Here is a 25,417-nt window from a genome sequence, read left to right on the forward strand (position 1 = left end):
TCGTCGCGCGGTACGCCGCACCGCGGGGGATCAGCCGGTGGGCTCGTACCGGTAGCCCACTCCCCACACGGTGACGATGCGCCGCGGCTCGGCCGGGTCCGACTCGATCTTCTCCCTGAGCCTGCGCACGTGGACGGTGACGGTCGACGAGTCGCCGAAGGACCAGCCCCACACCTGGTCGAGCAGGGCGCTCCTGCTGAACACCTGGCGGGGGTTGCGCAGCAGGTGGGCGAGCAGGTCGAACTCCCGCGCGGTAAGACCGACCTCCCGGCCGGCGAGCCGCACCTCGTGGCTGCCGACGTCGAGGACGAGGTCGCCGTCGGCCAGCACCCCGGCACCCGTCGTCGCCGCCGCCCCTCCCGTACGGCGCAGCACCGCCTGGACGCGGAGCGCCAGCTCGCGCGGGCTGAACGGCTTGGTCACGTAGTCGTCGGCCCCGGTCTCCAGGCCCACCACGCGGTCGATCCCGGCCCCGAGAGTGGTGAGCATGATGACCGGGACGGGGGCGCCTTCACGGAGGCGGCCGCAGAGCCGCAGGACGTCCGCGCCGGAGCGGGCGAGGTCGAGCACCAGCAGGTCGGGCGGATCGGCGAGCGCCCGCGTCAGCGCCTCGGCGCCGTCGTCCGCGCACTCCACCAGGTGGCCGTCGCGTTCCAGGAAACGGGCCACGACCTCGGCCACCGTCGGGTCGTCCTCGACGACCAGGATGCGGGCGGTTCTTCCGATCACGCGCCCATTCTCACGGTCGCCGACCCCGGCGTCAGTTGTGATTCACGTGAAACGTCCGGATCTTCGCGGCGGCGGGCGACAGCGCGTACCTTGTGCCTATGGCCCGTACCGTACTGACCGTCCTGGGGATCATCCTCGCCCTCTGGCTGGTCTTCGCGTTCATCATCCCGGCGCTGTTCGCCACGCTGAAGTTCCTGCTCGTACTCGCGATCATCGCCTTCCTCGTGGTGGCGGCGGTCACGCTCGTAGGAAAGATGTCCCGCTGACTCATCCCCGCAGGGCGTGAATTTCGGGCTTTCGCACCTGACCGTTTCGGACAGGCTGCGGCAGCACGAGGATCGCCCACACGGTGGTCATCTCGCCCTCGTGGCGCACGCCCCACCGTTCCGCGAGGTACTCGACGATGCCGAGGCCGCGGCCGCCCAGCGACGAGAGCGTGGGGCGGCCCGCGCGCGGTTCGGTGGTGGCCCCTCCGTCGCTCACGGCGACTTCGAGCCGGCCTTCCGAGCACGTCCAGGCGAGCCTGAGCTGCCCTGACGGCAGCGGGTGAGCGTGGCGCAACGCGTTGCTCAGCAGCTCGCTCACGACCAGGACCGCGTCGTCCACGGTCGCGCCGCTGAAGAGCCCCGAAGCGAGCAGATCCGAGCTGAGACGCCGACGCGCTGCGGCGACACTCGCCAGCGCGTACGGCAACATCACGACGCTCGACGGACTCACCTTCCCCCTCCCCCGAGGAGACAACACACCCCAGTAGGACCGAAATGCCCCATTCGGGGGCCCAAGAAACCGCGTCATGATTACGGCTTGCACACATCAGATCATGTCGTGCTCACCACCGGACACGGCGGCCGCCCCGTTGAGGACGAAGCGCATCCGGGTGCCGCCCTCCGGGCGGGAGTGGGCGGTCAGGTCGCCGCCCTGGGCGCGGGCCAGGTTGCGCGCGATGTAGAGCCCGAGCCCCACCCCGCCGAACCTGCGCCGGTTGCCGCTGTCGGCCTGCACGAACCGCTCGAAGACCCGCTCCCGGTCGGCCGGCGGGATGCCGACGCCCTCGTCGTCGATCACCAGGACGACCCGGCCGCCCTCCGCCCACGCCTCGACCCGGATCAGGCCGCCGTCCGGGGAGTACTTGAACGCGTTCTCCAGGAGCTGCCCGAGGAGGATGTCGGTGGCCAGGGTGTCGCCCCGGACCTCGGGCAGGTCGTCCGGCATGCGCACCTCGATCCGGTGCCGCTCGGACAGCACCGGCAGGCCGAGGGTGGCCGCGCGCACCCGCTCGGCCAGGTCGAACGTCTCGATCCTGATCCGCAGCTCGTCGGCCCCGGTGCGCGCGCCGAGCAGCAGGTGGTCCACGAGCCGGCCCAGCATCCTCGCCCGCTCGGCGATGGTGTGTACGGCGGAGCGGCGCTCGGCGTCGGACAGGTCGTCCCAGCGGGCGTCCAGCGTGCTGGCGAAGCCGTGCACGATGGTGATCGGCGTGCGCAGCTCGTGGCTGGTGGTCGCGAGGAACAGGTCCTTGGCCTCCTCCAGCTCCTTGGCCCTGGTCACGTCGCGGAAGTCGGCCACGACCTCGCCCGTCTCCGGGATCGCCGCGCACAGCACGTCCAGCCAGCGGCCCGAGTCGAGCTGGATGGTGAGCTTCTCGCCCGGGTCGGGCAGGGGGAACGGCGGCGGCCCGCCGATCACCCGCTCCGCCGGGAACCCGGTCAACTCGGACGCCGCGGGATTCCACTGGGTCACCCGGCCGGCCTCGTCGAGCACGCCGATGCCGTCCGCGCTCGCGTCGAAGACGGCCCGCTCGTGCGCGCGCTGCCGTACCGCCTCCTGGTAGGCGACGGCGTTGCCGACGGCGATGCCCGCGTGGCCGGCGAGCAGTTCGAGCAGTTCGAGCTCGACGTGCCCCGCCTTGCCCTTGGCGAACAGCGCGTACAGCGCGCCGTACGGGCGGCCGCCGACGGCGGCGATGCCGACCGCGACGGTGTGCAGGCCGGGAAGCCGGGCCCAGACGAGGTCCTGGAGGCCGTCGGGGCTGGTCTCGAGCAGCACGGTCTTGCCGGTGCGCAGCAGCTTGCCGACCAGGCTGGTGTGCAGGTCGGCGGTGGCGCCGCGCAGCTCGGGCGGGATGTGGTGACCGCTCACGAGCCGCAGCCGCTCGCCCTCGATCAGCACGAAACCGCCCGCGTCCGCGCCCGTCAGCTCGGTGAGGCTGCCCGCGATGCGGTCGAGCACGACCGGCAGGTCGAGCGCGGCGTTGATGTCGGCGACCACGTCGGTCAGCCGCCGGACCAGCCGGGCCCGGCGCGCCGCCCGCGCCGCCTCGTCGTCCTCGGCGAGGTGGTAGACGCTGACGTATCCGAGCAGGGTCCCGGTGTCGGTCCGCAGCGCGTTGGTGTCGACGCGGACCTCCAGGAGGCGGCCGTCCCGGTGGAAGCGCCGGGTCCGCAGCGACACCTGGCCGCCGGTGCGCACACGTTCCATCACGGCGTTGTGCTCGGCCATCAGCTCGGCCGGGACGATCGGGGCCCGCCTGCCCATGAGCTGCTCCGCCGTCCACCCGAACAGCCGCTCGGCCGCGGGATTCCATCCGAGGACGGAGAGATCACGGTCAAGGGCCACGATGGCGTCGGGGGAGCTCGCGACGGCGGCGCGGGCTATGCCGTCCTCGTAGTCGCTCCTGTCGTCACCCACTCCCCCATGGTGCCCCCTTTCCCTCTCTGATCTTGAGGTTTTGCATCCGATACGCTTCGCGTACGCACTGAGAGGAAGTGGGGCGCATGTCCACAGCCGACCTCGAAGCCCTGCTGCGCGTGACCGCGCGGGGTTACGTGGGGGAGTCCCCGCCCGAGGTCGCCTTCGGCACCGTGGACAGCCCGGTCGGCCGCCTCGCGCTCGCGGTCACCGCGCGGGGCGTGCTGGCGTGCAGCTACGAGGACGAGCACGCCGTCTTCGCCCGCATCCACCGGGACGTCAGCTCGTTCATCGGCCCCGATCCGCGCCGCCTCGATCCGGTGCGCCGGGAGCTCGACGCGTACTTCGGGGGGCGGTTGCGGACCTTCTCCTCGCCGGTCGACCTCCAGCTCGTCTCCGCGTTCGCGCGGACGGTCGTGCAGATGATGGCGGCCGTGCCGTACGGACAGGTCACGACTCATCAGGACATCGCGGACCGGATCGGGCGGCCGCAGGCGCTCCGGGCCGTCGCCAACGCGCTGGTCGCCAACCCCGTGTGCCTGCTCGTCCCCTGCCACCGTGCCGTCGAGGCTCCCGACGTCCTCGGCGGGTACGCCGGAGGCCCCGCGGCGAAGGAGGAACTGCTCCGCCTGGAGGGCGTTCTCGCCTGACCTGGAAATGTGTTTGCGAGTCGCAGGGATTTGTCCCGCTTTGTCATGGAAATTGTGACGGACAGGCGGGACCAAGGATGTCCTCGACGCGGGACGGCACAAGCCGTTCCGGTTTTTCATGGCACCCGGTAAATGGTCGAAACCACCGCCTGAATCACGTCACCGGAAGACCGGAAGGTGTACGGCATGGCGAATGTGGACACCGCGCGGAACACGCGCCAGGCGGAGAAGTCGGTTACCTCCACCACCGAGCAGGCGGGCGCCGCGAAAGTGCCCGCCGCGACCGGGGCGACCGGCGAGTTCCGCCCCCTGGAATGGGAGATGAGGCTGCGGGACACGCTGGAGATCGGCGGCCTGTGGACCCGCGACGCGAAGGCTCCCAGCTACGAGGAACTCCGGCCGTACGGGCCACGGGAGACCTCCGGATTCCCCGTATACAAGGACCTGGAACAGCGGCTGCTGAACGCCGCGGAACACCCCGACCCGGAAATCGCGCACGTCATGGCGACGTGCTCGGCCTACGCCTATTCGGAACCGGAAACGGTCTCGATGATCATGGCGAGAATGGGCCTCGAGGACAACCAGGTCCGGATGATCCAGGCGTCCGTCGACGCCATGATGATCCGCTCGACCGCTTTTCTCATACAGAGCAAGAGCGGAAAGGTCGGCATTCTCTGTTACCGGGGCGCCGAACCGCTCGAATTCGTCCACCGGCTCGCCGGGACGGACCGCGAGCCCGAACGCATCGCGTACCGGGCCTGCCACCCGTCCGCCACCGTCCACGCGGGCTTCTACCGCAACGTACGGGCGACCAGGTACGAGGTCATGAACGCCCTGCGGCACGCCTCCGACCGCCACTCGGTGCGCACCTCGTTGCCGAACGGCTCGCCCGGCCTCGACCTGGGGCGCGTCGACGGACGGCTCGAAGCGCTCTACATCACCGGGCACGGCCACGGCGGCGCGATGGCCGCGCTCATGGGTGTGATGATCCGGCGGGAGCGGAAGTACCGCGAGGTGTTCGGCGACCGGCTGAGGGCCGTCTACACGTTCGGCCAGCCCATGATCGGCGACCACCGGTTCGCCGAGGCGTGCGACCGCGACGAGTTCCTCCGCGAACACGTCATCCGCTACGTCTACGACCGGGACGTCGTCCCGCACCTCCCGCCCGCGGCCTCGGGGCCCTTCCGGCACTTCGGCCGGGAGTACCGCTATGAGATCCCGCACCTGCGCAACCTCGTCGCGGGCGTGCTCCGCCGTCCCGAGGCGCACCTGCCGGGACGCGCGGGCATCTGGCGGATCGTCGAGCACCGGTCCGGGCAGTTGCCACACCTGCTGGGGGTGCCGATCTCCGCGCCGGAGTTCGTGGCCCGCGTGATCCCGGTGGCCCGGTCGCTTCCCGCGGTGCACTCGATCGACGACCACCTGCCGCACCGCTACATCTCGGCGCTCACCCCGCCCGGGGTGCAGAACGAGTTCGGCGACTGATCGGTCGCGGGCCGGGGTTCCGGGCGGCGCACATCCGCCGCCCGGAGCCCCGGCCGGCTCTCAGCGGCCGTGCCGTACGGACCGGGTGGCCGCCACTCGGGCGACGAGGCCGGACGCGAGCATCGTCAGAGCGGACACCAGGAACGCGGCCAGCGCCGCGTTCATCCACGGCTGGTGGACGAACCCGATCGTGTCGCGGACCCGCGCCCAGACGTCGTCCCACCAGCCGACCGTCGGGGTGACCGTGACGACCCAGTACGCGGCGAAGCCGAGGACCCACGGCGGCAGGGTCGACCAGCGCAGCGGCGCGTCCTGCGCCGTGTTCCACCGGGCCGCGCCGCCGAGAAGGAAGTAGTCCACCGCGAGAACGGCGAACATCGGGACGAACACCGCGCCGATCACGCTGAGGAACGCCCCGTAGGAGTTCACGTCGGCGAAGAGGGCGATGGCGATGGTCAGCACGCCGATCACCACCGAGATGACCCGCCGGTCCACCCGGGGAGCGAAGTTCTGGATCGAGATCGACGTCGAATAGACGTTGGCGAACGACTGGTCCACCTCGCGCAGAACCAGGATGCCGAAGAACAGGGCGCCGAGCGGCGCCGCGACGAACGGCTCCCAGACCTTGTCGGCGTCGTTCCCCACCAGGGCGAGGGCTGCGATGCCGAGCGCCAGGCAGGCCACCTGGGCGACCGTGTAGCCGCCGACGATGCCGGCGAAGGCGCCGCCGCTCGATCGCGAGTGCCGGGCGTAGTCCGCGGCGAGCGGCACCCACGAGACCGACAACGCGATCACGTAGTCGACCGCGGGCGCGAACGAGTCCCACGATCCCGCGCCCAGCGAGGGTCCCCTGCTGAACAGGGCGACCGACAGCCACACCATCGAGATGATCACCCCGACCGTGACGTGCCGCCTGAGCAGCCGCAGCGCGCCGAGGGGGCGGATCGTCAGCGCGATGGTCAGCAGCCCGGCCGCGACCACCCAGACCTCGTACGGCACGGCGTCACCGAAGATCGCCTGGGCGCCGGTGGCCACCACCCAGAGCTCGAACGCCCCCCAGCCGAGCAACTGGACGATGTTGAGCACGGTCGGCGCGTACGACAGCCGCACCCCGAACAAGCCTCTGAGCAGCACCATCGCGGGCCGGCCGGTACGTGCTCCGGGGATGGCGGCGAGCCCGACCATGGCGGTGCCGATCAGGCTGCCGACGACCGCCGCGACGATCGCGCCGGTGAAGGTCAGCGGCTTGCCGCCCAGCGGGTCGAGGAGGAACAGCGCCCCGGAGAACCCGAGGAGGCTGACGCCGAGGTTGGCCCAGAACGCTCCCTGATCGAGCACCCCGAGGGTCTTCGGAGCCTCCTCGTCGAGGGTGAGGGGGGCTTCAACATCATCGAAGACGGCAGACGCCATCGCACGCTCCCTACGCCGGCATTATCCGGACAGGTTCATGCGGTCGGCGGCACGCCTCGTGGAGGAGCCGCCCTCTCAGCCCGGTCACGCCCGAGCTCCCGCGGTATCGAGTTATCGCCCCGGATTATGACATTGCCTCCGGAAATGTCCAACCACCGCCCCCGACCCCGCCGAGCCCCATCGATCGTTACGGCGGCCAAGCCATCCCGCGAGGGGCGCGGCGGTGTCCGGACTGAGGAACGCCCGCAGCGACGAAGGAGCGAGGAGCGTGACGAAGCCGAACCCGAAAACACGAACGAGCGGGCTGAGGGACGTGAGGGGCGCGGCGGTGAAGTAACCGACGAGCGAGCGGGGAGCGAGGAACGAGCGACTCCGAGCGAGGAGGGCACGAGCCGACTTCAGGCGCCCCGAACCGCCGAGCGGAGCGAGGCAACCAAGCGCAGCCCCGAGTGACGAGGGAAGACATCGCCTGAGGGCGCCCGAGCCCGCCGAGCCCCATCGATGATTACGGCGCCCTGCCATCACGCGAGGGGCGCGGCGGTGTCTGGACTGAGGAACGAGCGGGCGAGGAACGAGTCCCGAGTGACGAGGGAAGACATCGCCTGAGGGCGCCCGAGCCCGCCGAGCGGAGCGAGGCCATAAACGCATCTCAGGCCACGAACGGCGTTCCTCCGCCCTCGCTCACCATGGGCAGCCCGGCGGCGGCCCACGACTGCATGCCGCCGCCCACGTTGATCGCCTCGCGTCCGACGTGGTTGAGCCAGGCGGCGGCGTGGGCCGAACGGCCGCCCACCCGGCAGATCACATAGATAGGGCGGTCCGGCGGCAGCTCGCCGACCCGCCCCTGCAACTCGCCAAGGGGGATGTGGCACGCGTCCGGCGCGTGCCCGGCGCGCCATTCGTCCGGCTCGCGAACGTCGAGCAGGTACGCCTCGTCGGGCAGGGACTTCACGTCGATCTCAGGGAATGTCATACCGTCCATTTTCCCAGCGCCGGCTCATGAGAGGGCACGCTGGGGCGATCGGGAGCTCCCAGCGAAATCCGGGACGCCGCCCACGGCCGTACGGAGTCAGAAGAACGACGGGATCCCGGCGCCGACGCCGGCCCGGGCACGGCGGCCGAAGGTGCGCCACACCCACACCTGTGCGGCGACCATGATGGGCACGCAGGGCAGGATCACCAGCGTGAGCACGCCCAGCGTGCCGGCGGGCGCCGCGTGGTCGAGCAGCCACGGGGCCGCGACGGCCAGCGGCACCGCCACCGGGACGGCCGCCAGCGCGGCCGAGCCGAGCAGCGCCCGGCCGGTACGGCCCGGCCCTCCAAGCCGCCACGCCGCGAACCGCCGGCCGTGGAGGGCGAAAACGCCGACGACCACCGCCGCGTAGCCGACTCCGAGCGGCGTGAGCACCGGGCCGCCCTGGGCGAGGGCGGCCAGGGCGAGCCCCCAGGTAAGGGCGAGGCCGTACGAGCCGAGGCAGAGCGCGGCGTCCCAGAACGCGCGCCAGGCTCCGCCGTCGAGCCTGCGCCGGAACCACAGCCCGGCGTCGCGGAGCACCCACGACACCAGCAGCCCCACGACCAGGGGATAGAGGGAGAACAACACCTCGCCCTCCAGGTGGGGGAACGCGCCGAACAGCACGCCCGCCACCGCGACCAGCCACACCTCCCCGGCCAGGACGAACGGCGCCATGCCCGCCACGAGACGGTCCCGTTCCTCCCTGGTACGGCCGAGCATGGGAAGCAGCATCCCGATCCCGATGTCGAAGCCTTCCAGGGCGAAATAGCCGATCAGCAGCAGGGCGAACACGCCGAGCCAGAGGATGTCCATCGTCGTCTCCTAAAGAGGCGGCACCGTGTGGGAGGGGCTGGGGTCGGCGGGCCCTTCGCGGTCAGGGCCTCCGAGCTGTGGGGCCGGGTTGTCAGAGGGTCAGCGCGGGAGCGGGCGCGGCCGGGTCGGGACGCCCGGGGACGCCGAGGGTCACCGCGGCCGGGCCGCGCCGTACCGTGCGGGCGATGAGCAGATAGTCCACGACGGCGAGCAGGCCGAGCACCCCGGTGAAGGCGACGAAGGAGCCGGTGACCATCCCCGGAGTGAGCCCCGGCGACATGGCGTCCTCCACGGTCAACTTGCCGTACACGAGCCAGGGCTGGCGGCCGATCTCGCGGACCAGCCAGCCGAGGATCGCCGCGACGAACGGAAGCGGGGTCATGAGCATCAGCAGCGGGTGGGTCCAGCTCCAGCGGACCAGCAGGTCGCGGAAGAGCAGCGGCGTCAGGACGAACATCACGCCGAACAGGGCGAGCTCGCCGATGAGGATCATGAAGCCCAGCGACGCGCCGACGGCCGGGCCGCCGTTGAACTTGCCCGGCTGGACCAGCCCGACCGTGCCGAACTGGGCGAAACCGAAGGCGACCGTGACCAGGGTGCCGATCAGCGCCGTGACGACCCCCATCCGCAGCGAGCGGACGAAGAACTCCCGCTCGGAAGTGCCGCGGAACAGGTGGTAGGCGCTGGCGCCGATGATGACGGAGCTGCCGGTGAACAGCCCCGCGCCGAGCACGTGGGGCAGCGCGAACACCAGCGACGGGTTGGTGAGCAGGGCGCCGAAATCGGTCAGGACGAGGTGGTCACCGCGCAGCTCGGCCGCCGCCGGGTTCTGCAGGAACGAGTTCGCGACCATGATCCAGAAGGCGGACGCGTAGGCCGTGAGCGCGACCAGCCAGATGCAGGCCAGATGGAGCCAGCGGGGCAGCCGGCCCCAGCCGAAGATCCACAGGCCGAGGAAGGTCGACTCCAGGAAGAAGGCCGCCATCGTCTCGATCGCCAGCGGCGCGCCGAAGACGTCACCCGCGAAGCGGGACAGCCCGCTCCAGCTCAGCCCGAACTGGAACTCCATCACCAGTCCGGTGAAGACGCCCAGCGCGTAGTTGATCACATAGATCTGTCCCCAGAAGCGGGCCATCCGCTCGAATACCGGCTTCCCGGTGATGACGTGACGCGTCTGGATGATCGCGACAAGGGGGGCCAGGCCCAGGGTGAGCACGACGAACAGGAAGTGCAGACTTCCCGTCACCGCGAACTGCGTCCGCGCCAGATCGAGCACGTCCATGTCCCCAACCTTCCTTGTTGTGTCTCTCTACATATAGAGAGCCTACATGTAGGATGGCAAGAAAGAGACAGGGATTAGGGTGAGGCCGTGAACACCAACGCGCTCCATGGGCACATGGACGCCCTGTTGCTCTCCGTGCTGGAGCACGAGCCCCTGCACGGCTACGCGATCATCGAAGCGCTCCAGGAACGCAGCGGCGGAGCGCTCGCCGTCCCGACCGGCACCGTCTATCCCGCGCTCCGGCGGCTGGAGCGGGCCGGATACCTCGCCGGCGAGTGGGCGACCGTCGGCGGGCGCAAGCGCCGCACGTACCGGCTCACCGACACGGGCCGTACGGCTCTCGCCGGCGAGCGCTCCGCCTGGCGCGAGTTCACCGCCGCGATCGGCAGCGTGCTGGAGCCACGCGCCCGGTGAACGGCCGTGCCCCGTGCTCGCGCGCTGATGCCACTGGTGACCCCCGACCAGGCAGCCGTACGCCTCTCACCCGCGCAGACCACGACACCGGGTCCCCCGCCGGAGGGACCGGCGCTCACACCGATCAGGCGGCCGAGCGCGGGGTGAAGATCAGGCAGCGCGTCGCGCTGTACAGCTGCCACAACATGAACACGCCGGTGACCAGCGTCGCCGCGGCACCGGGCGGATACGACGAGAAGCCGTCGAGTGCGGCGGCAGTGGTCAGCATCGACGACAAGACGCCGATCAGCGGCAACTCCACCCAGACGAGCACACCGAGTGCCCGGGTGACCAGCCACGGCCGGGCGAGCCTGCGTCGTCCCGGTCCGAAGGCGATCAGCGCCGCCGCGCCGCACAGGCCGACGGCGATCTGGGAGTAGTCGACCACCCGGGAGACCGGATGGAACCAGCCCGGCCAGTGCGCCATCATCCGCGCGGGATCCTGCGGGAAGATCCGCCAGATCATGCTCCACACCAGCGCGATGAAGGGGACGCCGATGAACAGCAGCAGCGCCGTCCTGCGCCCCTGCCCGACCGCGAGCTCCTCCTGGTAGGCGGGGGCGATCGCGGCGATCGGACCGAACTCCTCGACCGCCAGCCGCTCGGCGTCCTGCCGGGGCAGGCCGTCCGCCTCCAGCGCCTCGGTGGCGTCCACGAGGCCGTCGCGCGCCTCGGCGATCAGGTCGCGCTTGGCACGTAACGGGCCGCGCAGGGTGCGGCCGAGCCCGGTCACGTAGTCGTCGATGACACTCGTGCTCGCCATACCGTCCCCAGTCGGTGCTTCCCACGCCCGCCATGACCGGTGCGGGACTCCTCCATCCTGACGCAGAACGGCACCCCCAGGAATCAGGGAGAACCCTGACCCGTCCCTCGGCTTCCCCACGCCGCGGCGGCATCCGCCCACGTCCCGGCCCGTACGCCGGGCGGAGACGGACATCGTCGGGCGCCTCGCCTCACGGCCACATTGCCGGGCTCCCCGGGGGTGCTATTTCAGCAGTTTGGACAGGCGGCGGTCGGCGAGCGGCTTGCCACCGGTCTGGCAGGTCGGGCAGTACTGCAGGGAGGAGTCGGCGAACGACACCTCCCTGATCGTGTCGCCGCAGACCTCGCACTTCTCACCGGTGCGGCCGTGGACACGCAGGCCCGACTTCTTCTCCGCCTTCAGATCCTTGGCGGCCAGCCCCCTGGCCCTGCCGACGGCGTCGCGCAGCGTGGTGACGATCGCGTCGTGCAGCTCGGCGACCTGCTCCTCCGTCAACGTTCCCGCGATCTTGAACGGGGACATGCGGGCCGCGTGCAGCACCTCGTCGGAGTACGCGTTGCCGATGCCGGCGATCACCTTCTGGTCGCGGAGCAGCCCCTTGATCTGGCTGCGGCTGCCTTCCACGATCCCCCGGAGCACGTCGGGCGTGAAGTCGGCGGCCAGCGGATCGGGCCCCAGGCTCGCGATCCCGGGCACGTCTCCCGGATCGCGCACGACGTAGACCGCGAGCCGCTTCTGCGTGCCCGCCTCGGTGAGCTCGAAGCCGGGGGCGAGGCCGTCGCCGTCGGGCGCGAGCCGTACCCGGACGGCGAGAGGGCCCTTGCCCGGGCGGACCGGCTTGGCGCCGGAGAGATCGTCCCTCCAGCGCAGCCAGCCGCCGCGGGCGAGATGTGTGACGAAGTGCGAGCCGTCGCAGTCGAGGTCGAGGAACTTGCCGTGTCTGGCCACGCCCGTCACGGTCAGCCCTCCGAGCGCGGTGACGGGCGGATCCACGGTCTTCAGCGCCTGGAAGGCGACCACATCCACTGCCGCGATCACGCGGCCGACTGCGCGCTCGCGCAAGAACTCGGCGAGCGCCTCCACCTCGGGAAGCTCCGGCATGGCCTCACACTACCCGCGGCCCGTCGACGTCACCGGACGTCTGTCCACAGGCTGTGGACGAATGTCACGGCACGTCCCAGAAGGCCAGCTCGTGCCGCATCCCTTCAAGGAAGAACTCCTCGGCGCGGTCCGGCCGGACATCGTCGATCATCTGGGCGATGCGGTCGGAGAGCGCGGCGAAGGCCGGATCGGCGTACGTGTCCACCCACGCCTTGTAGCGCGGCTCGGCGGGCGGGTTCTCCGCCAGGATCCGTCCGAGCGAGGAGTACCCCCACATGCAGGGATAGAGCGCGGCGAGCCCGTTGCCGTAGTCGGCGGCCGACTCCAGCAGGAACGTCGTGTACGCGACGCAGGCCGGCCCCTTCTCCGCGCCGCCCAGGTCCGCCCCGAAATCGGCGGACAGCGACCGGTGCAGGTCCAGCTCCTCGTGCCACGTGGAGTACGCCAGATCGACCAGCGTCCCGAGGTGCGCGTCGGGGGCCTGCCACGCCAGCCGGGAGAAGACCCGGACGTAGTCGAGGAGGTACAGGTAGTCCTGCTCCAGCCACGAGCGGAAGACCTCCTCGGGGAGATCACCCCTGGCGATGCCGCGCACCGTGGGGTGCGCGAGCTGGGCCTCCAGCAGCGGCCGACCGATGACGTGCAGTTCCTGAGAAATCCCCATAAGTGGTCATTGTGGCCGACCACGGCACAGGTCCGGGATTTCGAGAGGCCTCCAGCGGCCCTGGAGGCCCCCAGTCCGTTTCGAGACGACCCCACCGGCACAGGGCCGGGGGCAGACGCGCTACTTCGTGATGGTGTCCTTCGGCACGGCCTTGTCCTGGGCCAGGGCCTCGAAGAGGCGGTTGGCCTTCGCGGAGTCCCACTTCACGACCGACTGGCCGTTGATCATGGGGAACCCGCTGGTCGGAACGGTCGTGGCGATCGGGCTGTCCTTCATCGCGAGACCGACCGACAGCAGGTCGAACAGGCCGGTCCCGGGATCGACCGCCACCGACTCCGCGGCGCTCAGCCCGAGCGGGACCGACGTGAACGGGTTGAGCAGGGTGCCGGGGCTCGCGGCCTTCTGCACCACGGCCGAGAAGAACTGGCGCTGCCGCTGGGTGCGCTCGAAGTCGGGGATCGCGCCGGTCGCCCGGGTGCGGACGTAGCCCAGGGCGGTGCCGCCGTCCATGTCCTGGCAGCCCTTCTTCAGGTTGATGCCGGCCTTGTGGTCCTTGATGTTCTGCTTCACGCAGATGTTGACCCCGCCGATCGCGTCCACGATGCCGACGAAGCCGCCGAACCCGATCTCCATGTAGTGGTCGATCCTGATACCGGTGACCCGCTCGACCGTCTTGGCCAGCAGCTCCGGGCCTCCGAAGGCGTACGCGGCGTTCAGCTTGTCGCTGCCGTGCCCCTCGATGGGGACGTAGGAGTCGCGGGGGAGGCTGACCAGGGTGGGGCGCCCGTCTCCGTCGGGGATGTGCAGCAGCATCATGGTGTCGGTGCGCTTGCCGACCGCCTTGCCGGTCGCCAGCTTCTTGCGCTGGGCCGCCGTCAGGCCCTCGCGGCTGTCGGAGCCGACCAGCAGCCAGTCCTGGCCGGGGGTGGCCTCGGGCCGTCCGGAGTAGTCGGACAGCGACTCCACCGGCTGCAGCTTAGAACCGATCCAGAAATATCCGGCTATGGCGGCGACGATGAGGACCACGAGCAGGCCCGCGACGACCTTGACGATCGTCCGGCCGATCCGCCTCGGCTTCCGCGGGGGCAGGCGGTCCTCGACGGTGCCGTCGGCCCGCATGGGGCGGACGGGGCTCGTGCCCGAGCGCGGCTTGCCGTACACCCGGCCGCGCGATCCCGAAGAAGATCCCGAAGAGGACCCCGAAGGCGAGGCCGAAGAAGGCGCCGACGAAGACGCCTGGCGCGACTCCTGGGCCCCGGACCATCCCCGGCCGGGCGCGGCCCCCGAGCCCGCGAGCGGGGGCACCGGATGGTGGCCGGGCGGTACGCCGGGAGCGGGAGGCCGGGCGGATCCTGGCTTGCGGATGGCTCTGGTCGGGTCGTCGTCCTCGGCCACGTCTTCTCCCCCTGCCGCTCAGCGTTTCTGCCGGAATCCACGCCGTAAACCCATGAGAGCGCGGGCGCGACACCAAGGTTTCCCCTGGAACGTACCCAGAAGCGCCCTAAGACCTCAATAAAGGCATTGCTGGAAACACTTCGGCACATTCAGCCGTTACGGTGGTAGACCCCTACGTGAAAGGACGGTCGTGTCCGCTTCGGACTCGTGGAGTACCTGCCCGTGCTCAGGCACGGGATCTTACCGCCCCCGGGCAGGCGCCCGATGAGCATCGCCCTCGGCCTCCTGGCCGTACTGGTCCTGACCCTCGCGACCGGATTCTTCGTCGCGCAGGAGTTCGCGTTCGTCGCGGCGGACCGGGCGGTCCTCCGCGAGCAGAAGGACGACGCGGCCGCTCAGCGCGCCCTTGAGGTGACCGGTCGCCTCTCGTTCATGCTCTCCGGGGCACAACTCGGAATCACCGTCACCACCCTGCTGGTCGGCTTCATCGCCGAGCCGGCCATCTCCGACGTCATCCGCGGCCCTCTGGAGGGCGCGGGCGTCCCCGCCGCCGTGGTGCCCGGCCTCTCCGTGGCGCTGGGCATCGCCGTCGCCACGGTCGTCCAGATGATCCTCGGCGAGCTGGCGCCCAAGAACCTCGGCATCGCCCGCCCGGAACCCGTCGCGAAGTTCCTGGCCCGGCCGACCCTCGTGTACCTGAAGGTCGCCGGCCCGCTGATCCATCTGTTCGACTCGGCCGCCACCCGGCTCGTACGGCTCGTCGGCATCGAGCCGGTGGAGGAGCTGGAGCACGGCGCCACCCCCGAGGAGCTGTCCCGCATCGTGGCCGAGTCCGCCGCCGCCGGCGAGCTGCCCCCGCGGCTGGCCGAGCTGCTCGAACGCGCGCTCTCCTTCGGCGACCGCACGGCCGAGGACGTGATGGTCCCCCGGCCGCGCGTGATCTCGCTCCGGGCCGGCCGCCGGGTCCGCGACCTGCTCGACTCCGTACGCGACCACGGCCACTCGCGCTATCCGGTGCTCGGCGCCGACGGCGACGACGTCATCGGCGTCGCCGGTCTGCGCGAGCTGCTCAAGGCCGGGCCGTACGACGACGAGCCGGTGTCGTCGATCATGCGCGCGCCCGTGTTCGTGCCCGCCACGCTCCCGCTCCCCGCGGTGCTCCAGCGGATGCGCGCCGCCGACGACACGTTCGTCTGCGTCATCGACGAGTACGGCGGCCTCGCCGGCATCGTCACCGTCGAGGATCTCGCCGAGGAGCTGGTCGGCGAGCTGGTGGACGAGAACGACCCCGAACCCCTCGGCGTGGTCCCCCGGGAGGACGGCTCCTGGGACGTGCCCGCGACGCTCAGGCTCGACGAGGTCGAGCGCGCCACGGGCGTCCGGCTGCCCGAGAGCGAGGACTACGAGACCGTGGCCGGCCTGGTCCTCGCGTCCCTCGGCCGGATGACCGAGCCGGGCGACGAGATCACCGTCCCGGTCGAGCAGGACGCCGACCCGTTCTCCGAGTCGGACGAGAAGCTCGCCGTCGTCACCGTGCTGTCCCTGCAACGCCGCGTCCCCGGCTGGGTGCGGCTCTCGCTCCGCGACGAGACCCCGGCCGAGGCCAAGGAGGAGCCCGCGGAGGAGCAGGCGGACCACCGCCACCACGGCGACTACGCCCCCGGCCTGTTCTCCGCCCTGTTCCAGGGCGAGCGGCCCGCCTTCCAGAGGGAGCGGTCGGCGTGAACGAGATAGCCGCCATCCTTCTCGGCGTCGTGCTGCTCGCGGCCAACGGCTTCTTCGTCGCCGCCGAGTTCGCGGTGGTGTCGGCCAAGCGGCACCGTCTGGAGGAGGCCGCCGCGTCCGGCGGCCGCTTCACCAAGATCACCGCGCGTGCGGCCGTCCGTGGCGCGCGCGAGCTCTCGATCATGCTGGCGGGCGCGCAGCTCGGCATCACCCTGTGCTCGCTCGGGCTCGGCATGGTGGCCGAGCCCGCCATCGAGCACCTGCTGGAACCGATCCTCGTGCTGCTGCCCGAGTCCGCCAGGACGCCCGTCGCGTACGTGATCGCCCTCGCGCTGGTGACCTTCCTGCACATGGTCGTGGGGGAGATGGCGCCCAAGTCCTGGGCCCTCACCCACCCGGAGAAGGCGGCCATGGGCCTGGCGCTGCCGTTCCGCAGCTTCGCGTGGCTCGTCCGGCCCGTCCTCGCGGCGTTGAACGGCATGACCAACGGGCTGCTCCGGCTGTTCAAGGTCCACCCCAAGGACGAGCTGGCCACCACCCGCACACCGCACCAGCTCGCCCTGCTCGTCGCCGAGTCCGGCCGGATGGGCATGCTCGACCGGGACGAGCACAACCTGCTCACCCGCGCGCTGCGCGTCCACCTGCAGCCGGTCGAGCGGCTCATGGTGCCGATCGAGCACGCCGCCACCGTCCCCGCGGGCGCGGACGACCAGGTCGTACGGGACACCGCGGCGGCGACCGGCGACCTGCGGATGCTCGTCGTCTCGCCGGAGTCCGTCGTGGGCGTGCTGCACGTGCGCGACACGCTCATGCAGCCGGGACGGCGTCCCGAGGAGCTGGCGACGCCCGTTCCCCGGCTCGCCGCCGGCACGAGCATCTCGGACGCGGTGGCCGTGCTGCAGGAGGCCCACGCGCAGCTCGGCCTGGTCACCGACGAGAGCGGCATCATCGTCGGGATGGTGAGCCTGCCGGCCCTCATCGGCCAGCTACTGGCCTCCTGACGGCGTCGCCGCGGCGGCGGCCACGGCGAGCGCCCCCGCCACGGCGAACGCGGCCGCGAACCCGGATCCGGAGATGAACAGTCCCATCACCCCCGGGGTCGCGGCCGCGACGAGATTCTGTGCGGTGTTCTGGGCACCGAGCGCGCGACCCGCCCAGGTCGCGCCCGCGAGCTCTGAGACGGCCGTGAAGGCCAGTCCGTTGCCGCTCATCGAGATCACCAGGGCGGCCAGCAGAAGGGGCGCGCTGAGGCCGTTTCCGGCCTGTACGGCCACCGCCAGGAGGATCATCACCGCCCCGTTGACCAGAGCCAGCATGCGCATCGGCCCCACGCGGCTCCCGGCGAGGTCGGACCAGCGGCCGCAGAGCAGCCGCCCCGCGGCTCCGGCGAACTGGGCCACCGCCACGACCCTCGCGGCCGTCCCGAGGTCCCAGTGCCGCGCCGACACCAGGTAGGTGACCGCGAACCCCGCCGTCACGAACTGGGGGACGACGAGCAGCATGCTCGCGCCGTGCACCCGCCACAGGGCCGGCAGCGCGTACGGGGAGGCGGCGCGGGCTCCGGGCGTCGCGGGCGGACGAGGCGGGTCCACCACCAGCAGGCCGACGGCAATCGCCGTGACCAGGCAGATCGCGGCCATGACGAGAAGAGCCGCGGTGACGTGCGCCACGGCCGGAGTGACGAGCCCCGCCACCGCGACGCCGAGCGGCTGCGCGGTCTGCCGCCAGCCCATCGCGACGCCGCGCCGCTCCTTGGGGAACCAGCCGAGGACGACCCGGCCGCTGGCCGCGTTCGCCGACGCCCCCGACGCCCCGGCGAGCGCGAGCAGCGCCGCGAGGACGCCCGGGTGGGCCGCGAACGCGGCGGCGGCGAGGGAGCCGGCCGCCAGGACGAGACCGGCGGTCATCGCCAGCCGCTCGCCGTACCGGTCGGCGACCCAGCCCCAGGCGATCAGGGTGAACAACATGCCCGCGCTCGGCGCGCCGACGAGCAGCCCCGCCTGAGCGAGCGACAGCCCCTTCTCCGCCTGGAAGGCCGGCAGGAGGAACGGCAGGCCGTACATGAACACGCAGCCCGCGCCCTGTGCGGCCACGCCGAGACCCAGCATGATCCAGCGATTCGGCGTCCTCATGGCGGCAGCATAGACATCATCTCACAAAACAAGACAATTACGACCATATAATGAGACGGATATCCATCAGGCCACCCCGTGGGCCCATCGCCCGCCGCCGAAGGCGGCGAGATCGCCGAAGGCCTCCCCTTCGCCCGTGGATCCGCGACTTCTTCGACGGCTCGGTCCGCACCCCGATGGCGTCGGTCGCCACCCCGAGCCGTCCCGGCGGCGTCCCAGCGGCGTTTCGGCGGCCTCTCAGGGCCGGATCGGCGCGGCCGGAAACCACCGGGGATCCGGATCGCGCGGACCGCCGATGGCGGGCCATGGCGGAGAGAGAGGAGTGTCACCGACGTCCCGACATCGAGGATTCGCCGCACGGGGACCGTGCGGGTCCCGGAAAAACGAAAGCCCCGCAGCTCATCGCTGTGGGGCCGAAAATCGTCATTATGAAGCACCGATTTCCTCGGTGCTCTTTGTGGGCAAGGGGGGAGTTGAACCCCCACGTCCTTTCGGACACACGGACCTGAACCGTGCGCGTCTGCCATTCCGCCACTTGCCCCTTACGGGTGCCCCCATCGCTGGGTGCCTGGAAAGGTTAGCACGTATCCGCCGCTACTACCGAACCCGGATACGATCCCTGTAGACGATGGAGGAAGGGAGGTACCCGGTGGGAGTCCTTCAGCGCTTCGAGCGCAGGCTCGAAGGCTTGGTTGAGGGGGCCTTTGCACGGGCGTTCAAGTCTGACCTTCAGCCGGTCGAGGTAGCCAGCGCCGTCCAGCGAGAGATGGACGAGCGGGCCGCGATCGTCGCCCAGGGTCGCACGCTCGTACCGAACGACTTCGTGGTGGAGTTGTCCACGACCGACAGCGAGCGGCTGGAGGTGTACGCGGACAGCATCGGCCACGAGCTGGCCAACCTCGCCAGGGAGTACGCGAAGGAGCAGGGGTACTCGTTCGTGGGACCCGTCCGGGTGCGTTTCGAGACCGCCGACGACCTCGCGGTCGGGCTGTTCAGAATCCGTTCGGGAGTGATCCGCGGCGCGACGGTCGAGCAGGACGAGATCCGGCAGCCGGTGAGCGACCTGCCCCCGGCGCGCTCGGGGATGTTCGGCGGCCGCCCCAGGCTGCTTGTTTCCACCCAGGACGACCCGCAGGGCCAGCGGTCCTACGAGCTGACCACCCCGGTGACGCTGCTCGGCCGCGGCACCGATTGTGATCTTCGACTGGTCGATCCCGGCGTATCACGGCATCATGCCGAACTACGTGTTGAAGGGCAGCAGGTCGTCCTCGTCGATCTGGGGTCCACGAACGGCACCTTCGTCAACGGGCAGCCGATCCGCAGGATCGAGATGCAGGACGGGACGAGGGTGACACTGGGGCGGACGACCCTGGTGTTCCGGCGAGATTAGAGGTAGACAGACGGTCCATGTCCGAGCTCACGCTGCTGCTGATCCGGCTCGCCTTCCTGGCGTTGCTGTGGTTCTTTGTGATTGCCGCGGTCGGCGTGATCCGGACAGACTTGTTCGGTCCGCGTACGGCTCCCGCGCCGGCACGGAAACCAGCCAAGGCCCCGAAACCAGTGTCCAAACCCAAGAGGGGGGAACCACGTCAGATGGTCGTCACGGGTGGCCCCCTTCAAGGGACCGTCATCAACCTCACCGAGACGCCGATCACCATCGGCCGGGCGACTGACGCCACGCTGGTGCTGACCGACGACTACGCTTCGAGTCGGCACGCACGGCTCTTCCCACAGGACGGCCAGTGGATCGTGGAAGATCTCGGCTCGACCAACGGCACGTACCTCGACCGTTCCAAAGTGACCCGCCCGACCCCGGTGCCTCTCGGAGTTCCGATCCGCATCGGCAAAACCGTCATCGAATTGCGCAAATGACAATCGCACTCCGCTACGCCGCCCGCTCGGACGTCGGCCTCCTCCGCGAAGGGAACGAGGACTCGGCGTACGCGAGCGGCCGCCTGCTGGCCGTCGCCGACGGCATGGGCGGGCACGCACACGGCGAGGTGGCCAGCTCGGTCGCCATCGCCGCACTGTCGTCCCTCGATCACGCCAGGGACGCCTTCGGGGGTGACCTGCTCAGCGACATCGAGGCGGCGGTCCGGGAGGCGAACCATCAGCTCCACGCGATGGTCGCCCGGGACCCGAGCCTCAAGGGCATGGGCACCACACTGACCGCGATGCTCTGGAACGGCCCCAGGTTCGCCCTGATCCACGTGGGCGACTCCCGCGCGTACCTGTTGCGCAACGAGGAGCTGTACCAGATCACGCACGACCACACGCTCGTGCAGTCGCTGGTGGACGACGGCCGCATCACGCTGGAAGAGGCGGCCAACCATCCGCAACGCTCGATCCTGCTGCGCGCGCTCGACGGCAGCGGCGAGGTCGACCCCGACCTGCAGGACCGGGAGGCCCAGGTGGGCGACCGGTACCTGCTGTGCTCGGACGGCCTGTCCGCGGTGGTCAGCGCCGAGACCCTGCACCACACCCTCAGCACCGTCGACGATCCCGAGGACGTCGTCCGGCAGCTCATCGACCTGGCCAACAGGGGCGGCGGGCCGGACAACATCACCTGCGTGGTCGCCGACGTGATCGAGGTGGACGACCTCCAGCCGCCGACGTACGCGGCGGCGGTGGTGGGGGCGGCGGGTTCGGGACGGCTGCGGTCGGGTCCACCTGACGCGCCGCCGGGCCGGATGTCCACGGCGACCGCGCCCCAACCGGTCATCGTGGACGAGGAACTCGACGACCATCCCGCGCCGGAGGCCCAGGCCTCCGGCCGCCGGGCCAAGAAACGTCGGGTCTGGCCCTTTCGGGTCACCTCATTCGTAGTTGTCGCCGCCGTGCTCGGGCTCGGCGGCTATTTCGGCTATGAGTGGACTCAGGACCAGTACTACGTCGGCGCCGACGGAGACCAGATCGTGGTCTTCCGCGGCGTCGACGCGGAACTGGGCCCGGTCTCCTTCAAGAAGGTCGCCTACACCGACGACGTTCCGGTCTCCTCGCTCAGTGCGGCCCAGCAGGACCAGATACGCAGCGGCATCCCGGTCGACGATCTCCAGTCCGGGATAAAGACCATAAAGAATTTCAGCGGCGAGACCGCGCCGGAGGCGACCACGTCCCCGTCACCGTCCCCGGGATCCGGTAAGTGAGTTCAGCGGAAGCCACCCCCGTCCCCATGACCGCCAAGCGGCGAGGGGCGCAGCTCGCCATGCTCGCCTTCGCCGTGCTCATCGTCATGGGCGCGTACGCCAGCGTGGGGCTCGGCATCGACGGCCAGATCCCCGCCGGCATGCTGACCTACGGCCTCGGCCTGGGCGCGCTGATGCTCGCGGCCTACCTCGTGCTCGCGAAATGGGCGCCGTGGGCCGACCCCCTGCTTCTCCCGCTGGTGACCCTGGTCAACGGCATCGGCCTGGTGATGATCTACCGGATCGAGCAGACCGGCCAGGACGGCGCCTCCGCCACCACCCAGCTCATGTGGACGGCGCTCGGCGTCGTGATGTTCTCCGCGACATTGATCGTGTTGAAGGACCATCGCGCCTTGCAGCGCCTCACGTACACCGCGGGCTTCGCCGGCCTCGCGTTGCTGCTGCTCCCGCTGCTGCCGTTCATCGGCAGGGAGATCAACGGCGCCCGCATCTGGGTGGGAGTCGGCCGCTTCTCCATCCAGCCGTCGGAGTTCGCCAAGATCCTGCTGGTCGTCTTCTTCGCCGGCTACCTGGTCGCCAAGCGGGACGTGCTCGCCCTCGCCGGGCGCCGCCTGCTCTTCATCGACCTGCCGCGCGCCCGCGACCTCGGCCCGGTGCTCATCACGTGGGCCGTCAGCCTTGGCGTCCTCGTCATGCAGAAGGACCTCGGCAGCTCGCTGCTGCTGTTCGGCGCGTTCATCGCGATGTTGTACGTCGCGACGCAGCGCACCTCCTGGGTGCTCATCGGCATCCTGCTCTTCGTCGGTGGCGCGGTGCTGGCCGGGCAGGTCTTCTCCCACGTCGAGGCCCGCTTCGACGGCTGGCTCAACGCCAGCTCACCGGAGATGTACGACCGCGAGTTCGGCAGCACCTACCAGCTCATGCAGGGCCTGTTCGCGATCGGCTCCGGCGGCATCCTGGGCACCGGCCTCGGCCAGGGACATCCGAGACAGATCCCGCTGTCGTTCTCCGACTTCATCTTCAGCGCGACCGGCGAGGAGCTCGGCCTCACCGGCCTGATGGCCATCCTCATGGTCTACGCGCTGATCGTCGAACGGGGTCTGCGCACGTCGCTCGCGGCCCGCGACCCGTTCTCCAAGCTCCTCGCGGGCGGCCTGTCGTTCATCCTGGCCTGGCAGGTGTTCATCATCGTCGGCGGCGTCACCCGGCTGATCCCGCTGACCGGCCTGGTCACGCCGTTCATGTCGGCGGGCGGCTCGGCGCTGCTCGCTAACTGGATGCTTATCGCGCTGCTGGTACGCATGTCAGACGCGGCGCGCAAGCCGCCTCCCCAGGCGATCCAGGACGAAGGACTCACGCAGGTGATGCAGCGATGAACAGCCCACTCAAGCGGGTCGCCCTCGCCTGCCTCCTGATGTTCGGCCTGCTCATGGCCAACGTGACCTACCTCGGCGCGGTGCAGGCGGACGGCCTGCGCTCGGACTCCCGCAACGTGCGCTCCTTCTACGCCAGGTACTCGGTGGACCGCGGGTGGATCACCTCCGACAACGGCAAGGTCGTCCTGGCCAAGAGCGTGGACACGGGCGACACCGACTTCCGGTTCAAGCGGGAGTACCCCGAGGGCAAGGCGTTCACGCACGTCGTCGGCTACTTCGCACCGGAGAGCGCGTCGGGCATCGAGGGGGCCGAGGGCCGCTACCTCGACGGCAGCCACCCCGACCTGGTGGTGCGCCGGGCGATCGACCTGATCAGCGGCAAGCCGCACAAGGGTGCCAACGTCGATCTGACGCTGAACGCCAAGGCGCAGAAGATCGCGTACAAGGACCTGGCGAACACCGGGAAGCGCGGCGCGGTCGTCGCCATCGACCCGAAGACGGGCGCGATCCTCACCATGGTGTCGGTGCCGTCGTACGACCCGAACCCGCTCGCGGCGGCCAACAAGAAGACGGTCAACGACGCGTACAACAAGCTCGACGCGGACAAGACGAACAAGCCGCTGCTCAACCGCGCGATCGGCCTCACCTACGCGCCCGGCTCGACCTTCAAGACGATCACGTCGGCGGCCTTCCTGATGGACGACGAGTCGCGTGACGTGAACACGATGGTGAACGCGCCGGACGCGCTGCCGCTGCCCGACACGAACATCTCGCTGCCGAACTACCACGGCGAGTCGTGCGGCGGCCGGGCAACGCTGCTGGCGGCGTACACGATCTCCTGCAACACCCCGTTCGCCGACGTCGCGATGGAGATGGGGTACGACAAGCTGAAGGAGCAGGCCGAGAAGTTCGGCATCGGCAGCTCGCTCAACATCCCGCTGGACGTCGCGAAGAGCGACATCGGCCCGGACGAGGGCAAGGCCGCCCTCGCCATGACCGCCATCGGCCAGCGCAGCAACCAGATGACCCCGCTGCAGATGGCGATGGTCGCGGCCGGCATCGCGAACCGGGGCACGGTCATGAAGCCGTACCTGATCAACAAGATCACCGGTCCGGACGGCGGCGAGATCGACACCACCGACCCCGACGAGCTGAGCGAGGCGGTGACCCCCGAGGTCGCGGCCGAGCTCACCACGATGATGATCAACGTGGTGCGGAACGGCACCGGAAGGGCCGCCGGCCTGCCGAACGTCACGGTCGCCGGCAAGACCGGCACCGCGGAGACCGCTCCCGGCAAGCCGTCGCACGCGTGGTTCATCTCGTTCGCCCCCGCCGAGGACCCCAAGGTCGCGGTCGCGGTCTTCGTCGAGTCCGGCAGCGCGGGCAACGACGCCACCGGCGGCGCCATCGCCGCCCCGATCGCGCACGACGTCATGCAGGCGGTGCTCGGTCAGTGACATCGGGCAACCCCGTTCTCGGCGGCCGTTACCGGCTGACGTCCCGCATCGCGGCGGGCGGCATGGGCGAGGTGTGGCAGGCCACGGACCAGCTCCTCGGCCGCGAGGTCGCGGTGAAACTGCTGCGGCAGCACATGGCGGCCGACCCCGCCTTCCGCGAACGGTTCCGGAACGAGGCGCGCATCACCGCCGGCCTCACCGACCCGGGGATCGCCCAGGTCTTCGACTACGGCGAGAGCGACGGGGTCGCCTACCTCATCATGGAGCTGGTGTCGGGCGAGCCGCTGTCCGGAATCCTGCGCCGCCACGGCACGCTCAGCCCGGAGATCACGCTCGACGTCGTCGGCCAGGTGGCCAAGGCTCTGCACACCGCGCACCGGGCGGGGATCATCCACCGCGACATCAAGCCGGGCAACCTGCTCGTCACCGAGGTCGGGACCGTCAAAGTGACCGACTTCGGCATCGCGCGGGCTCTTGAGGCCGCGCCCGTGACCCAGAGCGGCATCGTGCTCGGCACCGCCCAGTACGTCAGCCCCGAGCAGGCGTCCGGCGAGCGGCTCACCCCCGCGACGGACGTCTACAGCCTCGGCGTCGTCGCGTACGAGTGCCTGGCGGGGCGGCCGCCCTTCGACGGCGAGACCCAGGTCGCGATCGCCCTGCACCACCTGTACGACGCGCCTCCGCCGCTGCCCGCGTCGGTGCCGCCGCGTGTCCGCGAGCTGGTGCTGGCCATGCTGGCGAAGGACCCGGACGCGCGACCGGCCGGTTCACGCGAGGTGGCCGAGCGGGCCGTCGCGCTGCGCGAGTCGCTGGCCGGTGCGCACACCGTGATGCTCGGCACGCTGACCGACCCGTCGTGGTTCGCGGTGGGCGGCACGGGCCGGGCTCCCGGCGGCGGTCCGGGGCGCGGCCCGGCGACTCCGCCGATGGGCGCGTCGCCGTCCCAGCCGTCGTATCCCCGGCCGTCCGCTCCCCGCTCGTCCCCGGCCGCCCGGCCGGGTCCGCCCGCCCGTCCCACCGGGCCGGGCCGTACGGGCCACCCGGCTCCGACGGTGGACGCGCCCCGGCGCGCCGCGGCCTCGGGCGGGCGCCGCGGCCGGCGGGTCACCACCGTGGTGGTCGCCACGGCGGGG

At 70.7% G+C, this 25,417-nt stretch carries 24 protein-coding genes, 1 tRNA gene and 1 riboswitch; of the genes, 12 read left to right on the forward strand and 13 right to left on the reverse strand.

Annotated elements, in window-relative coordinates; all coding sequences use genetic code 11:
* Nucleotides 1-30: 30 nt before the first annotated feature.
* The gene (locus AWQ70_RS10310) at nucleotides 31-729 is read right to left on the reverse strand and encodes a response regulator transcription factor (RefSeq protein WP_245646892.1); all 699 of its coding nucleotides are present in this window, start codon (nucleotides 727-729) and stop codon (nucleotides 31-33) included.
* A gap of 98 nt (nucleotides 730-827) precedes the next feature.
* Between AWQ70_RS10310 and AWQ70_RS39815 the strand changes: the two genes are divergently transcribed.
* The gene (locus AWQ70_RS39815; protein WP_169808647.1) at nucleotides 828-995 is read left to right on the forward strand and encodes a hypothetical protein; all 168 of its coding nucleotides are present in this window, start codon (nucleotides 828-830) and stop codon (nucleotides 993-995) included.
* A gap of 1 nt (nucleotide 996) precedes the next feature.
* Here the strand turns inward: AWQ70_RS39815 and AWQ70_RS10315 are convergent, their stop codons facing one another.
* Entirely contained in the window at nucleotides 997-1,446 is a 450-nt protein-coding gene (locus tag AWQ70_RS10315) for an ATP-binding protein (protein ID WP_306303397.1), read from the reverse strand.
* Nucleotides 1,447-1,542: 96 nt separating this feature from the next.
* Nucleotides 1,543-3,417, reverse strand: a complete 1,875-nt coding sequence (locus AWQ70_RS10320) for a PAS domain S-box protein (protein ID WP_067173499.1) — start codon at nucleotides 3,415-3,417, stop codon at nucleotides 1,543-1,545.
* 86 nt (nucleotides 3,418-3,503) lie between these two features.
* On the opposite strand from AWQ70_RS10320, the gene AWQ70_RS10325 reads away from it, so the two are divergent.
* Both AWQ70_RS10325 and AWQ70_RS10330 read left to right on the forward strand, forming a co-directional pair.
* Nucleotides 3,504-4,067, forward strand: coding sequence for a methylated-DNA--[protein]-cysteine S-methyltransferase (locus AWQ70_RS10325; protein WP_067173502.1), 564 nt, complete (start codon nucleotides 3,504-3,506; stop codon nucleotides 4,065-4,067).
* A 186-nt stretch (nucleotides 4,068-4,253) separates the two neighbouring features.
* The gene (locus AWQ70_RS10330) at nucleotides 4,254-5,552 is read left to right on the forward strand and encodes a lipase family protein (protein WP_157529986.1); all 1,299 of its coding nucleotides are present in this window, start codon (nucleotides 4,254-4,256) and stop codon (nucleotides 5,550-5,552) included.
* 60 nt (nucleotides 5,553-5,612) lie between these two features.
* On the opposite strand, the gene AWQ70_RS10335 is transcribed toward AWQ70_RS10330, so the two are convergent.
* The 4 genes from AWQ70_RS10335 to AWQ70_RS10350 all read right to left on the reverse strand — a co-directional run bounded on the left by AWQ70_RS10335 (nucleotide 5,613) and on the right by AWQ70_RS10350 (nucleotide 10,072).
* Nucleotides 5,613-6,962, reverse strand: coding sequence for a purine-cytosine permease family protein (locus AWQ70_RS10335; RefSeq protein WP_067173508.1), 1,350 nt, complete (start codon nucleotides 6,960-6,962; stop codon nucleotides 5,613-5,615).
* Nucleotides 6,952-7,074: riboswitch (TPP riboswitch) on the reverse strand. (Overlaps the previous gene by 11 nt.)
* Nucleotides 7,075-7,611: 537 nt before the next feature.
* Nucleotides 7,612-7,944: a rhodanese-like domain-containing protein gene (locus AWQ70_RS10340; protein WP_067173511.1), complete on the reverse strand. Its 333-nt coding sequence runs from the start codon at nucleotides 7,942-7,944 to the stop codon at nucleotides 7,612-7,614.
* Nucleotides 7,945-8,031: 87 nt separating this feature from the next.
* The gene (locus AWQ70_RS10345) at nucleotides 8,032-8,790 is read right to left on the reverse strand and encodes a cytochrome d ubiquinol oxidase subunit II (RefSeq protein ID WP_067173513.1); all 759 of its coding nucleotides are present in this window, start codon (nucleotides 8,788-8,790) and stop codon (nucleotides 8,032-8,034) included.
* A gap of 91 nt (nucleotides 8,791-8,881) precedes the next feature.
* Nucleotides 8,882-10,072, reverse strand: coding sequence for a cytochrome ubiquinol oxidase subunit I (locus tag AWQ70_RS10350; protein WP_067173516.1), 1,191 nt, complete (start codon nucleotides 10,070-10,072; stop codon nucleotides 8,882-8,884).
* 87 nt (nucleotides 10,073-10,159) lie between these two features.
* On the opposite strand from AWQ70_RS10350, the gene AWQ70_RS10355 reads away from it, so the two are divergent.
* Nucleotides 10,160-10,486 (forward strand): helix-turn-helix transcriptional regulator, encoded by a 327-nt coding sequence (locus AWQ70_RS10355; protein WP_067173518.1) that lies wholly within the window; start codon nucleotides 10,160-10,162, stop codon nucleotides 10,484-10,486.
* 124 nt (nucleotides 10,487-10,610) lie between these two features.
* Here the strand turns inward: AWQ70_RS10355 and AWQ70_RS10360 are convergent, their stop codons facing one another.
* The 4 genes from AWQ70_RS10360 to AWQ70_RS10375 form a co-directional block, all read right to left on the reverse strand.
* Nucleotides 10,611-11,288 carry a permease prefix domain 1-containing protein gene (locus AWQ70_RS10360; RefSeq protein ID WP_067173522.1) on the reverse strand — a complete coding sequence of 226 codons (678 nt, stop codon included), beginning with the start codon at nucleotides 11,286-11,288 and terminating at the stop codon, nucleotides 10,611-10,613.
* A 222-nt stretch (nucleotides 11,289-11,510) separates the two neighbouring features.
* Complete coding sequence (locus AWQ70_RS10365; RefSeq protein ID WP_067173524.1) at nucleotides 11,511-12,389, reverse strand: Fpg/Nei family DNA glycosylase; 879 nt, start codon at nucleotides 12,387-12,389, stop codon at nucleotides 11,511-11,513.
* A 64-nt stretch (nucleotides 12,390-12,453) separates the two neighbouring features.
* The gene (locus tag AWQ70_RS10370) at nucleotides 12,454-13,053 is read right to left on the reverse strand and encodes a TenA family protein (RefSeq protein ID WP_067173526.1); all 600 of its coding nucleotides are present in this window, start codon (nucleotides 13,051-13,053) and stop codon (nucleotides 12,454-12,456) included.
* Nucleotides 13,054-13,173: 120 nt separating this feature from the next.
* Entirely contained in the window at nucleotides 13,174-14,214 is a 1,041-nt protein-coding gene (locus AWQ70_RS10375; protein ID WP_245646893.1) for an LCP family protein, read from the reverse strand.
* Between the two features lie 498 nt (nucleotides 14,215-14,712).
* On the opposite strand from AWQ70_RS10375, the gene AWQ70_RS10380 reads away from it, so the two are divergent.
* Both AWQ70_RS10380 and AWQ70_RS10385 read left to right on the forward strand, forming a co-directional pair.
* A complete protein-coding gene (locus AWQ70_RS10380) occupies nucleotides 14,713-16,173 on the forward strand; it encodes a hemolysin family protein (RefSeq protein ID WP_084516822.1) in 1,461 nt (486 codons plus the stop codon).
* Entirely contained in the window at nucleotides 16,170-17,174 is a 1,005-nt protein-coding gene (locus AWQ70_RS10385; RefSeq protein WP_067173529.1) for a hemolysin family protein, read from the forward strand. Before AWQ70_RS10380 ends, AWQ70_RS10385 begins: the two co-directional genes overlap by 4 nt.
* Here AWQ70_RS10385 and AWQ70_RS10390 read toward each other — a convergent pair.
* Both AWQ70_RS10390 and AWQ70_RS10395 read right to left on the reverse strand, forming a co-directional pair.
* On the reverse strand, nucleotides 17,160-18,305 hold the full coding sequence (locus tag AWQ70_RS10390; protein ID WP_067173532.1) for an MFS transporter: 1,146 nt from the start codon (nucleotides 18,303-18,305) through the stop codon (nucleotides 17,160-17,162). The genes AWQ70_RS10385 and AWQ70_RS10390 overlap by 15 nt on opposite strands.
* Nucleotides 18,306-18,763: 458 nt before the next feature.
* Nucleotides 18,764-18,846 (reverse strand) — tRNA-Leu (locus tag AWQ70_RS10395).
* A gap of 108 nt (nucleotides 18,847-18,954) precedes the next feature.
* Here AWQ70_RS10395 and AWQ70_RS10400 point away from each other — a divergent pair.
* The 6 genes from AWQ70_RS10400 to AWQ70_RS10425 all read left to right on the forward strand — a co-directional run.
* The gene (locus AWQ70_RS10400) at nucleotides 18,955-19,695 is read left to right on the forward strand and encodes an FHA domain-containing protein (RefSeq protein WP_067173968.1); all 741 of its coding nucleotides are present in this window, start codon (nucleotides 18,955-18,957) and stop codon (nucleotides 19,693-19,695) included.
* A gap of 17 nt (nucleotides 19,696-19,712) precedes the next feature.
* Nucleotides 19,713-20,177, forward strand: coding sequence for an FHA domain-containing protein FhaB/FipA (locus AWQ70_RS10405; RefSeq protein ID WP_067173535.1), 465 nt, complete (start codon nucleotides 19,713-19,715; stop codon nucleotides 20,175-20,177).
* Entirely contained in the window at nucleotides 20,174-21,451 is a 1,278-nt protein-coding gene (locus tag AWQ70_RS10410) for a Stp1/IreP family PP2C-type Ser/Thr phosphatase (protein WP_067173538.1), read from the forward strand. Before AWQ70_RS10405 ends, AWQ70_RS10410 begins: the two co-directional genes overlap by 4 nt.
* Nucleotides 21,452-21,477: 26 nt before the next feature.
* Nucleotides 21,478-22,827, forward strand: a complete 1,350-nt coding sequence (locus AWQ70_RS10415; RefSeq protein WP_067173540.1) for an FtsW/RodA/SpoVE family cell cycle protein — start codon at nucleotides 21,478-21,480, stop codon at nucleotides 22,825-22,827.
* A complete protein-coding gene (locus AWQ70_RS10420) occupies nucleotides 22,824-24,284 on the forward strand; it encodes a peptidoglycan D,D-transpeptidase FtsI family protein (RefSeq protein WP_067173543.1) in 1,461 nt (486 codons plus the stop codon). Before AWQ70_RS10415 ends, AWQ70_RS10420 begins: the two co-directional genes overlap by 4 nt.
* Nucleotides 24,281-25,417, forward strand: a 1,137-nt coding sequence (locus AWQ70_RS10425) for a serine/threonine-protein kinase (protein WP_218004486.1), incomplete at its 3' end; no start/stop codon positions are given. The genes AWQ70_RS10420 and AWQ70_RS10425, both read left to right, overlap by 4 nt.

The organism is Microtetraspora niveoalba (assembly GCF_001570405.1).
Classification (GTDB): domain Bacteria; phylum Actinomycetota; class Actinomycetes; order Streptosporangiales; family Streptosporangiaceae; genus Microtetraspora; species Microtetraspora niveoalba.